Raw genomic sequence first — 12,173 nt, forward strand, 5'->3', positions numbered from 1 at the left:
GAAAACTGCTATCTGGTCAACCGCCCGAGCCCAAGGTAGGACTCGGTCAGAATGAAGGAGTAGCACCTTGTCGAAACCGGTTCCCATTACGTTCATTGAAGTTGACACCTCCACGATTGCCGACGCGCAAGGGCGCGTCGCGATCATCGTCGATCCTGAAGGCCGTATGGATGTCGCGGCGCGTCGGATCAACCGGCTTACAAAAGGGGCTCTGGCGCGCCTGATCGAAGCGAAGGGAGCGGCGGCCAAAGTGGCAGAGGCGCATGTGATTTCTTTCCCGGTCGGGATGTCGGCAGAAGCGCTCGACGTGGTGTTCCTTTCGCGTCGTGCTTCCGCGCTCGAGGCGCGCAAAGCAGGTGTTTCTCTTGGGCGGGTGCGTGGAACATCAGATGTTCTGCTCTGTGCAGGCGGGCATCGGAAAGCCTCTGAAATCGCATTAGGCGTTGCCTTGCGGGACTACGCGTTTGAAAACCACAAGAGCGACGCAGACCGAAGCGGCGGTGCGGTGCAAGTGATGGTGAGTAAACCCGCAGAGGTTGCTGCTGCTGCCGAACCCGCACTTGCAGTTGCCGAAGGCGTCTTCTTTACCCGAGATCTGGTCAATGAACCCGCGAATGTCTTGACGACAACCGAATTCGCGAAACGTCTGAAAGATATGGAAACACTCGGGCTTGAGGTCGAGGTGTTGGAAGAAGACGCGCTTCAGGCGCTTGGAATGGGCGCATTGCTTTCAGTAGGCGAAGGATCGGTAAGTCCTTCTAAAGTCGTCGTGATGACATGGAATGGCGGTGCGAAAGACTCGCAGCCTCTCGCTCTTGTTGGCAAAGGTGTTGTCTTTGACACAGGTGGCATTTCTCTGAAGCCCGCGGCAGGCATGGAAGACATGACAATGGACATGGGCGGTGCTGGCGTCGTGTCTGGTGTGATGCGTGCCATCGCGCTACGCAAAGCAAAGGCGAATGTGGTCGGGCTTGTCGGCCTAGTCGAAAACATGCCGTCAGGGAGCGCGACGCGCCCCGGGGATGTCGTAACATCGATGAAAGGCGATACGATCGAGGTTATTAATACCGATGCAGAAGGACGCCTCGTTCTTTGCGACGTTCTCCACTACGCGCAAGAGCGTTTTAATCCTGCCGGGATCGTCGATCTTGCGACCTTGACCGGTGCGGTCATCATCGGTCTTGGACATGAGAACGCGGGCGTATTCTCGAACGATACTAAATTCTGCAATGCCTTTCTCAACGCCGCAGAAGGAGAGGGCGAAGGCGCGTGGCGCCTTCCGCTTGGGAAAGGCTACGCCGATCAACTCAAATCGCGTATTGCCGATCTGAAAAACGTCGGTGGACGGCCTGCGGGCTCGATTACCGCGGCAGAGTTTCTGCACCGGTTTATCAAGGACGACATGCCTTGGATTCACCTTGATATCGCAGGAGTCGCGAGTGTGAAAAGCGATACGGCATATGCACCCAAAGGGGCAACCGGTTGGGGCGTCTTGGCACTCAATCGGCTGATCGCAGATAGATACGAGACGGAGTAAAGTTGGGCGCGGTCTATTTCTATCACCTGACCCGCAATCCTGCGGATGTGACCCTTGTCAGCCTGATTGGAAAGGCTCGCGAGCAAGGGTGGCGTGTTCTTGTGCGAGGTAACGACGACCAACGGCTCGATTGGCTCGATCAGAAACTCTGGCTATCAGGCGGCGATGAGAGCTTTCTTGCGCATGGGAAGGCTGGCAGTCCGTATGACGCGGATCAGCCAGTGCTCCTTTGCACCAATCCTGAGAACAGCAATGCGGCGTCCTGTTTGATGAGCATCGACGGGGCGGACTTGTCCCCAGACGAGATCAATGGCTGCGAACGGGCATGTATCCTGTTTGATGGGCATGATTACGCGGCTGTCCAGCACGCACGTGATCAATGGAAATCGTTAACCGGGGCGGGCTGCGCGGCACAGTATTGGTCGGAGGAAAGCGGACGCTGGGAGAAAAAAGCCGAAACCTAGCGGTGCCGTCAGTACCTTAGCGTTGCAAGATCAATGTCCCGTTGCTGATCGTGATTTCTCGCCAATGGCTGAGATAGCTCATGCCAAGAAGCGACTGATCGAGCTCGCCACCATTGACCTGTGCCGGGACGCGTTTGTCGACGAGGTTTCCGAGGCGTACTTCTTCAAGCACAACGGGCGCAGTCTTGACTTCGCCATTGGCCGTCAGAGCGCGACCGAAATAGGGTAGGGACTCCGGCTCGAACCCAGCCTTTGATGCGTCTTCCTGGCTCAGCACAATATTGCTTGCCCCGGTATCAACAATGAAGGTCACCGCTGCACCGTTGATGGCGAGTTCTAGGCGAAAGTGCCCATCTGGGCTCTTGGGGATCACGACGCGGCCTTCTTCCGAAAAAACCGTGGCCTGAGGGATGATCGTCGAACGGATATCGCCCCACATGCCATAGGCCGCGATGGCTCCGATAAAGATCAGTCCCCAAGCCATGGCTTGCTGGATGGTCTTGCGAAAGCTCTGTCGGTGATTGGTCACGAACCAGAACAACACGGCTGCGCCGAGTATAACAAGATAAGTAAGTTGTCCGGTTTGCCAGCTGCTCATGTCACCATCCTCAGACAGTCATATAGGCAAAGGAAAACGCATTCCAAAGGGGTTATGCGACAAATCCAAAATCGCGCAGCCCTTCAAGTACGAATTGCACGGCCAGCGCAGCCAACAACATGCCCAGTAGCCGCGTTGCCACTGTCACGCCGGTCTTTCCAAGTGCTTTCGCAAGAAGGCCGCTCGTCAGAAACAGGCCGAGCACCACGAAGAGAACCGCCAGCGCGACACCTAGAACGAGAAAGGTTGCGTCGACGCCCGGATGTTGACCTGCAAGCAGGATCACGGTGGCGATAGACCCTGGGCCGGCAATCAGGGGTATGGCAAGCGGGAAGACCGAAGGATCCGGGCGTTCATCAGCCTGATCTTCACGGCGCTTGGTGCGGCGTTCGAACAACATATCAAGCGCAGTCAGAAACAGAAGGATGCCTCCAGCAATCCGAAAAGCAGGCATGGAGATACCGACAAATCCAAGAACGGCCTCTCCGAAGAATGCAAATAGCGCAAGGATGCCAAAGGCTATGGCACAGGCCCTAAACGCGATCGAGCGCATTTGCGGGCGATCCATGTCATGGGTCATCGCGACGAAGAGCGGCGCAAGTCCGATTGGATCGATGATCACGAAGAGTGTCACGAATGAGGTAATGAGTGCGGCGCTATCCATCTCAGGAGCCTAACCGTCAGGCTTCTGCTGTTTCAAGCTTTTCCAAGGCCGCCATCCAGAGCGTCTCTGCTTTCTCAAGTCCCTCGATGACTTCAGTGTGTTTACGCTGCCATTTGGCGATCTCAGCCGCTTTGTTGCCCTCGTAGAGGGTTGGATCGGCGAGTTTTTCGTCGAGCTTTTCGCGCATCTCCGTAAGCTTCTCGACTCTGTCTTCGCATTTGCGCACATCTGCGCGTAGTGCGAGCACGGTATCGCGAGAGGCACGTTTAGGAACGGGGGCCTTGGGTTTTTCTTTCGAGGCGGGTTTCTCTGTTGAAAGCAGGTCTGAACGGTAGGCCTCAAGGTCGCCAGAATAAGGACGCACAGTTCCATCTGAGACGAGCCAAAGGCGGTCGGCCGTCATGGAGAGAAGGTGCATGTCGTGGCTCACGAGGATCACTGCACCGGTGTAGTCGGTCAAGGCATCGACGAGGGCTTCGCGGCTCTCGATGTCGAGGTGGTTCGTGGGTTCGTCGAGAATGAGAAGGTGCGGCGAGTCGAGCGTCGCAAGCAGGAGAGAAAGGCGTGCTTTCTGCCCGCCGGACAGACGCGAAACTTCGGTTTCTGCCTGATCTGCACCAAGACCAAACCCAGCAAGGATTCCGCGAAGCTGCCCCGGTGTGTGAGAAGGTCGTTCTCGACGAAGATGGTCCAGAGGTGTCTCATCGACATAGAGTTCATCGACCTGATGCTGCGCGAAATATCCAATCCGGAGTTTCGCCGAGCGGGTCATTTTGCCGTCCATGAGCGGCAAACGATCCGAAAGCAGCTTGGAAAGAGTTGACTTGCCTTGACCGTTCTTCCCGAGAAGCGCGATCCGGTCATCCTGGTCGATGCGCAGATCTAGACGGTTTAGGACCGCGGTCTCACCATAGCCCGTGGATCCCGATTCGATGCGTATGATCGGCGGTGAGAGTTCTTCTGGCGATGGAAACGCGAAACGGCGCAGTGCGGCCTCCTGCGGCGAGGAAATCGGCTGCATTTTTTCGAGTGCTTTCAGACGAGATTGCGCCTGCTTGGCCTTATCGGCTTTATAGCGGAACCGGTCCACGTAGGATTGCAGATGCGCGCGCCGCGCCTCTTGCTTTTTGGCTTGCGCCTCGGCTTGTGCAAGCCGTTCTGCGCGTTGGCGCGCGAACTGATCGTAAGGACCTTGATAGAGCGTCAGCTTCTGATCCTCGAGATGCAAGATGGCACCGACCGCGCGATTGAGTAGCCCCCGGTCATGGCTAATGATCAAGACCGTATGAGGATATTTCGCGAGATAGCTTTCGAGCCAGAGCGCACCTTCCAGATCGAGGTAGTTTGTCGGCTCGTCGAGCAAGAGCAGGTCTGGCTGGGAAAACAGAACCGCGGCAAGAGCAACACGCATCCGCCAGCCACCCGAGAACGCAGAACAAGGCTCTGCCTGTTGCTCGATATCAAAGCCCAACCCCTTGAGAATTGAGGACGCGCGCGCTTCGGCGCTCCAGGCATCAATATCCGCGAGACGCGTCTGAATGTCTGCGATGCGATGGGGATCCTCGGCTGTCTCGGCCTCTGCCATCAGGGCGCTGCGTTCGGTATCTGCCGCCAGAACGGTGTCGAGCAGCGATGTCTCGGAGGAGGGCACTTCCTGTGCTACGCCCCCGATCCGTGCGCGAGACGGCAGACTGATGGAGCCACCTTCAAGCGCCAACTCCCCCCGTATCAGGCGAAACAGCGTCGTCTTGCCTGTTCCGTTTCGACCGACCACACCAACCTTGTGCCCAGTGGGTATGGTTGCAGAGGCCTCGGAGAGGAGCGTTCGGCCCGCAACGGCGTAGGCTATGGAGTCTATTCGCAGCATGAATGGCGGTTTCGCCCATCGGCGCAGGCGCGTCAATCACTGCTTTTCAAGTCGGGTGCAGCATGCTATCGGAGCGCCAATTCGAACATGGGGTCGGGCATGTCGCCCGCACCGTCAAAAGGAGCAACACTCATGGCTACCGAACGCACGCTGTCGATCATCAAACCCGATGCCACCAAGCGCAACCTTACCGGCAAGATCAATGCCAAGTTCGAGGATGCAGGCCTTCGCATCGTCGCCCAAAAGCGCATTCATCTCACCAAGGAACAGGCCGGCGTCTTCTATGCCGTGCACGCCGAACGTCCGTTCTATGACGAACTGTGCGAGTTCATGGCGTCCGAGCCGGTTGTCGTTCAGGTTCTCGAAGGTGAAGGCGCTATCGCAAAGAACCGTGAAGTGATGGGGGCAACCAACCCGGCAGACGCCGCGGCAGGGACCATCCGTGCCGAGTTCGCAGAATCTGTTGGCGAAAACTCGGTTCACGGCTCTGATGCGCCGGAAACCGCAGCTGTCGAGATTGCCTACTTCTTCTCGGGCCTCGAACTGGTCGGTTAAGCTTTGGTTTGATTTCGGGGGATAACCCCGATCTCGTTCAGGGCCGCTTCGATTTCGGAGCGGCCTTTTTCTTTTGACTCTGCCTTCAGGCGATCGAAAACTGCGCGCAACGCATCTTTTTCTTTCCCTTGGCAATCATTCCAAGGACGACCTTGAAGCCCCATGACAAGCGCATAGAAGCCGATAAAATGTGGCCGCGTGCCGGTTTGGATCAGGCGCCGGTAGGCCTCTTCTGCACCAAGTTCCCGAAGATCCTCAGCCGAATGAATGCCCGCGCGTTTGCAAGCGTCTTCTACAGCCGGGCCGAGGTTCCTTATGCTTGAAACAGGATCTGTCATGGGCAGAGCATAGTAAGAGATCCCGCTTCTGGCACCAAGGTGCGATTAGTAGCCAAAGATACCGCGGCTGCTGTCTTCGTCAGACCGTTTGAGGCGCCGTTGTGAAGGCACGAGACCGTCGCGAATCTCTTCGTCGCTCATGACAACTGGCATGTCGAGTTTCTGTTTCGACAACAGGATCGCGCGCGCACCGGTACTTCCGTTGAAACGATGAATGTTGAGGCTTTCCCAAGGGATATGCCCGCCATTCCAAAGTGCCTGAATGTCGCCGATGAAGTTATGGCATTGATAGTTCTCCATCAGGAGCACGTATTTCGATGCCATGCGCGTCATGTTGGAAAGCCCGACCAGATGACTGACAGCGGTGTGGATATGCATCAACACCGCCTGGCTATAGACCAACTCGGCTTGGGGCCATTGCGACGAAAAGGGCATGGTAATGTCTTGAAGACCGAGTTTGCCTTCCAAATCCGGGTGACGCCGTTTGGCCAGATCCAACTGACTGGCGCCCCGGTCGCTTCCGGTGACACGGATACTTGGATAGAGCTTGTCGGCATGCGCGACGTGATCACCTCCGCCACAGCCGACTTCATGTACGGAGTCCGGTTGAAGCTGACCGATCGCTTCAAGGATCAGGAGATGATTTGCGTGCAACGATCCAGATCGTACCGTCACTTTTCCCGTGACCGTGTCATAGCTTAGCTCATCTTGTCCTGCGTTCGCATGGTGCTTGGTCTCGATGTCGCCTTTGACTCTGCGTTCGTATGAGTCGGCTGTGTAATTGTCCCAGTCAAAATCGTCGTCGTAGAATTTTCGGTTCTTATAAAATAGCCGGTTCAAAATCCCCATGCATCCGTCCTCCAAAGCAGGTTCTCTGCGTTCTGGCACAGGTTGCGTGACTTCTAAAGCCTGAAAACTCCCACAGGTCGGCGCGAAGCGATTAGATCATAGCCCAATCACTAAAGATCGGTTTCTGTGCAGGAATTGGTTTGGTCCCGGTCGGGCCAGAAGGGGGCTGGTTCTGCGGGGCTTGCGGGTGCGGTTTGGTGTAGGGCACTGCTCTCTCCATTGGTTGCCTCTCACCTCAGTTGAGCAGACCTTTGCGCCGTTCTCTTGCCGGAATGGTGGAAACACCTTGCCGAAACCATGCCGAAAATGGCCAGTTTACACGAAGAGATCAGTGTTCAATGAAAAGCGGTGTTTCGAAATAAAAAAGCCCTCAAGTCATTAAGACTTAAGGGCTTTTTATGGCTCCGGCGGTAGGGATCGGAGCTAATTTCACACAGATTGCATAAGTTGTTGAATTTGCTTCATTTTTTCGTGGGTTGGCGATGGCGTATTTCCTGATTTGTGAGACATTTGTGAGACGGAGGTGAAACCGTTCTCAAAATGTTCCCAGATTACTCTAGGAGTGACTTCCTGGCCGGTCGAGGAAAAAGAACAGCGGGGATTGCACATTTGCTACCTCCAAGAGATTCTCTACGCCTTCGTTGAGGCGTTCGAGGCGGCCATCCACCGCCGTGGCCCATGGCGCAGTCTGGATGCCGTGGAATATGCAACGCTGGAATGGGTCGACTGGTTCAACAATCGCCGTCTCCTCGAGCCGATCGGAAACATCCCACCAGCGGAAGCAGAGGCAAACTTCTACGCAGCTCTGGAAACTGAAACCATGGCCGCATAACTTAAACCAAACAGCCTCCGGCAAACCCGGGGCGGTTCAACCGCGAAGATTTCGTCGGAGCGGATCTCCCTATTATTTCGCGGAGGAGCTACAAGTGTTGAAGAAGAAGCCGGCTTTGAGCGGCGGCTCACATCAGTGTCAACATTCACCGTAGGGACGTGCTTCTGTGGGGGGTGCTTAAATACGAGTGCTACTATTTCCGGGCGATCGAGTCTGGCTCTAAAGCCAGAGCCGGGATCAGCCAGTGGATGGCAATCTACTACTCCAAGCGCCCCCATTCGACCCATGGTATATTGTAGCGCGACTAAGCCTTTGAAAACAGAACTGAACCCTTGAGAATGGCAGGCTGAATGAAACCTGGATCCACATTAAACAGGCTGCAAACTTTTCGAGAATCCAGAGCCAACTCTTACCTATTGAGAAACAGTCAAAGGTATACTACTAAAGTACATGTTGGGTGTCCTCAGGATTCTCTTACGTATTTCTATTGTACTAGGTTTTCGAGATTACGCTTGATTGGAGGTTAGCCATTTTGAAGGAGTGCCTTTCTCCGTTCTCACCGAAGCTGTTCAATCTACGATCCAATTTTAGGACCGTCTCGTTGGCTTCTGGCTGTCCTCGCCCCACCTTCAAGCGACCCCAATTTTCTCGAATGATCCAGGAGACACCCAACACCTTGAGCCTGTTGAGCTTGGGCCTTGATGTGCGGGCGCTATGGAGATTGATCTATGTTCGCCCATAAGCTGATCGGAGGCGGCCATACAATGGATATGAAAAGGTGCAGAAAAATCTATTTGATAGAAAGCTGCTATAGCAAGTCAGACATCTTTTCTTTCTTACGTTCTGAATTCTGTCTGTGACATACACCCGCATGTGACGACTTGTAGAGTAAGAGTTTTTTTGATGACAAAATTTATGAGTTACCTTGAAGGCCGCAATCGTCGCAGCAAAGTTCAGCTACAAGTCGCGGCTGATACCTTTCTTATCGCGGCGTCCTTCCTAGCGGCGATGACTTTACGCCTTGAGAGCATCCAATTCCTCCTGGATGTCAATGTACTTGGGACAGCACTTCTCACCGCGATCTTGACGGTCTGGCTCTTTTGGGGACTCGGGCTATACAGGAACTTGGTGCGCTGTGTGACAGGTAGAGTATTGCTCACAGTGGGGAAGGGGGCGCTGATCTCAGTACTCCTGCTCTACGCGAGTAGCCTTTTGCTCGACGTGGGTCTTCCTCGTTCCGTGCCGCTCCTCCATGCGGTTTTGGTTTTCCTGACCGTGGGCGGTCTCCGCTTTCTCGCGCGACAGGTGTTTCGTAAGCCCGATCAGGTTGGCAAACGCCCTGTGATCATCTACGGGGCCGGCGAGGCAGGTTTGCAACTCCTGAATGCCTTGTATCATGGCCGTGACTACCAACCTGTTGCGCTCGTCGATGACGAAAAGACCCTTCAGAACCTGACGATCGGTGGACTGCCTGTCCACTCACCATATGAACTTGAATATCTTGCCCAAGAACACTCAGTGCAAATCGTATTGCTCGCGCTTCCAAGCATAGGCCGCCAACGCAGAAAGGAGATCATCGAGTCTCTGGAAAATCTGCATCTCGAGATCAAGACGATCCCGGGGATTTCTGAAATCATTGGCGGCAAGGCGAAAATCTCCGAGCTGCGCGCCGTGTCACCCGAAGACCTTCTAGGACGTGATCCGGTCGCACCGGATCCTGACCTCCTGAGCGAGAATATCGCGGGTAAGGTGGTGATGGTGTCCGGGGCGGGTGGTTCTATAGGCAGTGAGCTTTGTCGCCAGATCCTGTCGCAGGAGCCGAAGGCGCTCGTGCTTTTCGAGATGTCGGAGTTCGCGCTCTACGCGATCGAGAGCGAGCTATTGGAGACCGCCAAGCATAGGGGATACGTGACCCGGATTGCGCCGGTTCTCGGCTCGGTCCAGCACGCTCGGCGCCTCGATATGACGATCAAAGCCTTTGGCGTGCAGACGATCTATCATGCGGCGGCGTATAAACATGTGCCCCTCGTCGAGGAGAACGTCATAGAAGGTATCCGCAACAACGTCTTCGGCACGCTCGAGATAACGAAGGCGGCGCACCGGCACGGAGTTGAGAATTTCATCCTGATTTCGACGGACAAGGCCGTGCGTCCAACGAATATCATGGGCACCACGAAACGGATTGCGGAACTGATCTGTCAGGCGCAGGCGCGTGAGGATAGCGCCACGGTGTTCTCGATGGTGCGTTTCGGCAATGTCCTCGGGTCTTCCGGTTCGGTGATCCCGCGTTTCAGCGCCCAGATCGAGAAGGGCGGACCGGTGACGCTCACCCATCTGGATATCACACGCTACTTCATGACGATCCCGGAAGCCTCGCAGCTCGTGATCCAGGCCGGCGCGATGGCCAAGGGCGGGGATGTGTTCGTGCTCGACATGGGCGAGCCGGTGAAAATTCTCGATCTCGCGATGAGCATGGTGAAGCTGCACGGGCTGACTCCGTATCTCGTGGATGGGCCTGAGCAGATATCGAGCGATAAGGGCGATATCCCGATCTGTGTCACGGGGCTGCGCAAGGGTGAAAAGCTCTACGAGGAGTTGTTGATTGGCAATGACCCCGCGCCGACACGTCATCCGCGGATCATGACCGCGTCAGAGATATCATTGAAGATGGAGGAACTGGAGGTCGTGCTTGACCGCCTCTTCGCGGTCTGCGAGCGTTCTGACCTTCCTGAGATATTTGCGATCCTGAATGAATTGCCGGTGGATTATCGTCCGACATCAGGAGGGACAAACGACGTGCTTTGGCGAGAACGCGAAATACCAAAGATGCATACACGATGGGAGGCGAGGGAAACTTGTACTACATAGGTGGGCAGGTGAGGATAACCTATTTGACAGAGAATCCACAGTTCAGTCAGTCTGTTCATCAACAGAGGAGACAGACGATGAAGAGAGGCCGTTTCAGCGAGAAGGAGATCTTTCACATATTGAAGAAGCACGAAGCTGGGTGTCGGGCGAAAGAGTTGTGCCGGACGCATAGCATCAGCGAAACAACGTTCTTTAGATGGCGTTCAAAGTATGAAGTCTTGGACGGCACGCGTTCTAGGCGCCATACGCCGTCGGAAGTCGAGTGTGTTGGAGCCGGTACGAGAGAGGACCTTTCGACCATCGATGCGCTGGCAGTGCATTTCTATGGGAGCTTCCTTGTAGAGAAATCTCCTTGTCACTGATTTGGCTGGAAACGTGTCAATGGCCAATATGAATGGCGAAAAAATAGGTGATACTCCCTTGAAGAAACTTCTGGTCTGTTTTCTCTGTTCTTTCTTCCTTGCTTCCTGCACTGATGGTTTTACGGCTTTCCCCGTCGATGAGGAGGGGCAGGACAACCTAGAGCAAGATCTCGATGTTGTTCGTCTGAGCACCAAGAACATCAAGAACTACACACAAGCGATCAAGCCGGTTACGCGCACGCGGATGCCCTACGATACCTCGTGGTCGTATCTGATCGGCCCTGGCGATATCCTCAGTATCGACGTCTACGATCACCCGGAACTGACTATGCCAGCCGGACCCGACCGTAGCGCAAGCGAGAACGGCTTCCGTGTTCAGGCCGACGGGCGATTTTTCTACCCCCATATCGGCGAGATCGAAGCTGGAGGGCGCTCGATTGAGCAAGTGCGAAGTGACCTGTCCCAGAAGCTGCGCCAGATTATTCCTGAGCCGCAGGTTGTTGCTCGGGTCGCAGAGTTCAATTCTCAAAGCGTCTTGGTCGGTGGAGAAGTCAACGCGCCGAACCGGCAGACCTTGAACTCGGTTCCGCTTACGCTGTTTCAGGCGGTGAACGCCGCCGGCGGCGGCACCGAAGAAGCGGACTTGAGCCGTANACCGCTTACGCTGTTTCAGGCGGTGAACGCCGCCGGCGGCGGCACCGAAGAAGCGGACTTGAGCCGTATCACTGTGAAACGCAATGGCCACACCTATGGCGTTGACCTGAACGGCTTCTTGCGTGCCAACTATGTTCAAAATAACCCGATCCTACGTGCTGGCGACGTCGTACACGTGCCTGAACTGCGCAATGAGCAGGCCTATATTCTCGGTGAGGTCGATGAGCCGAGCGTTGTTGATCTGGCGAAAGAGCCAATTAACTTGACGCAAGCTCTCGCGAACCAGGGTGGCTTGAAAGAGGTGCGTGCGGATGCGCGAGGGGTGTTTGTTTTTCGGAGTGTTGGTGGGCGCACCACCGTCTACCAGCTTGAAACGAGTTCCCCCGAGGGGTGGTTGCTTGGCACGGAGTTTAGCTTGATCCCGGAAGACGTCGTCTATGTGACGCGCTCGCCGCTGACCCGCTGGAACGACACGATCACCGGTCTGTTGCCCACCGTCGTAGCAGTTAGAAACCTGGACGATCTCGCCGACTGACGACACATGAGGTGTCTCGTATGAATAGTATTTTGGTTGTGTGCATCGGA

12 protein-coding genes and 1 pseudogene are annotated in these 12,173 nt (G+C 55.4%); 8 read left to right on the top strand and 5 right to left on the bottom strand.

Annotated features, from left to right (window positions below; genetic code table 11):
• Positions 1-67 precede the first annotated feature (67 nt).
• Complete coding sequence (locus R1W01_RS12860) at positions 68-1,537, top strand: leucyl aminopeptidase (protein ID WP_297756734.1); 1,470 nt, start codon at positions 68-70, stop codon at positions 1,535-1,537.
• A 2-nt stretch (positions 1,538-1,539) separates the two neighbouring features.
• Positions 1,540-2,001 (top strand): DNA polymerase III subunit chi, encoded by a 462-nt coding sequence (locus R1W01_RS12865; RefSeq protein ID WP_297756735.1) that lies wholly within the window; start codon positions 1,540-1,542, stop codon positions 1,999-2,001.
• Between the two features lie 16 nt (positions 2,002-2,017).
• Here the strand turns inward: R1W01_RS12865 and R1W01_RS12870 are convergent, their stop codons facing one another.
• Genes R1W01_RS12870 through R1W01_RS12880 form a run of 3 tightly spaced genes read right to left on the bottom strand, consistent with a single transcriptional unit; the run spans position 2,018 to position 5,130 of the window.
• Complete coding sequence (locus tag R1W01_RS12870) at positions 2,018-2,599, bottom strand: TIGR02281 family clan AA aspartic protease (protein ID WP_243614329.1); 582 nt, start codon at positions 2,597-2,599, stop codon at positions 2,018-2,020.
• A 52-nt stretch (positions 2,600-2,651) separates the two neighbouring features.
• Positions 2,652-3,263, bottom strand: coding sequence for a MarC family protein (locus tag R1W01_RS12875; protein WP_243614330.1), 612 nt, complete (start codon positions 3,261-3,263; stop codon positions 2,652-2,654).
• A gap of 16 nt (positions 3,264-3,279) precedes the next feature.
• Positions 3,280-5,130 (bottom strand): ABC-F family ATP-binding cassette domain-containing protein, encoded by a 1,851-nt coding sequence (locus R1W01_RS12880; RefSeq protein WP_297756736.1) that lies wholly within the window; start codon positions 5,128-5,130, stop codon positions 3,280-3,282.
• A gap of 132 nt (positions 5,131-5,262) precedes the next feature.
• Here R1W01_RS12880 and ndk point away from each other — a divergent pair, with 132 nt between their 5' ends.
• Positions 5,263-5,685: a nucleoside-diphosphate kinase gene (gene ndk, locus R1W01_RS12885; protein WP_243614332.1), complete on the top strand. Its 423-nt coding sequence runs from the start codon at positions 5,263-5,265 to the stop codon at positions 5,683-5,685.
• Here ndk and R1W01_RS12890 read toward each other — a convergent pair.
• Positions 5,682-6,023: a TfoX/Sxy family protein gene (locus R1W01_RS12890; RefSeq protein WP_297756737.1), complete on the bottom strand. Its 342-nt coding sequence runs from the start codon at positions 6,021-6,023 to the stop codon at positions 5,682-5,684. The two genes, ndk and R1W01_RS12890, sit on opposite strands and share 4 nt — an antisense overlap.
• 45 nt (positions 6,024-6,068) lie before the next feature.
• Positions 6,069-6,872, bottom strand: coding sequence for a class I SAM-dependent methyltransferase (locus tag R1W01_RS12895; RefSeq protein WP_297756738.1), 804 nt, complete (start codon positions 6,870-6,872; stop codon positions 6,069-6,071).
• A 661-nt stretch (positions 6,873-7,533) separates the two neighbouring features.
• On the opposite strand from R1W01_RS12895, the pseudogene R1W01_RS12900 reads away from it, so the two are divergent.
• The 5 genes and pseudogenes from R1W01_RS12900 to R1W01_RS12910 form a co-directional block, all read left to right on the top strand.
• Positions 7,534-7,704 (top strand): annotated as a pseudogene (locus tag R1W01_RS12900) (IS3 family transposase); the annotation flags it as partial.
• A 173-nt stretch (positions 7,705-7,877) separates the two neighbouring features.
• Entirely contained in the window at positions 7,878-8,003 is a 126-nt protein-coding gene (locus R1W01_RS18405) for an integrase core domain-containing protein (RefSeq protein ID WP_411028159.1), read from the top strand.
• A 604-nt stretch (positions 8,004-8,607) separates the two neighbouring features.
• On the top strand, positions 8,608-10,572 hold the full coding sequence (locus R1W01_RS12905) for a nucleoside-diphosphate sugar epimerase/dehydratase (protein WP_317275247.1): 1,965 nt from the start codon (positions 8,608-8,610) through the stop codon (positions 10,570-10,572).
• A gap of 77 nt (positions 10,573-10,649) precedes the next feature.
• A complete protein-coding gene (locus tag R1W01_RS18410; RefSeq protein ID WP_411028160.1) occupies positions 10,650-10,934 on the top strand; it encodes a transposase in 285 nt (94 codons plus the stop codon).
• Positions 10,935-10,953: 19 nt separating this feature from the next.
• The gene (locus R1W01_RS12910) at positions 10,954-12,123 is read left to right on the top strand and encodes a polysaccharide biosynthesis/export family protein (RefSeq protein WP_317275248.1); all 1,170 of its coding nucleotides are present in this window, start codon (positions 10,954-10,956) and stop codon (positions 12,121-12,123) included.
• Positions 12,124-12,173 lie beyond the last annotated feature (50 nt).

This window comes from Shimia sp. FJ5 (genome assembly GCF_032918335.1).
GTDB lineage: Bacteria > Pseudomonadota > Alphaproteobacteria > Rhodobacterales > Rhodobacteraceae > Shimia > Shimia aestuarii_A.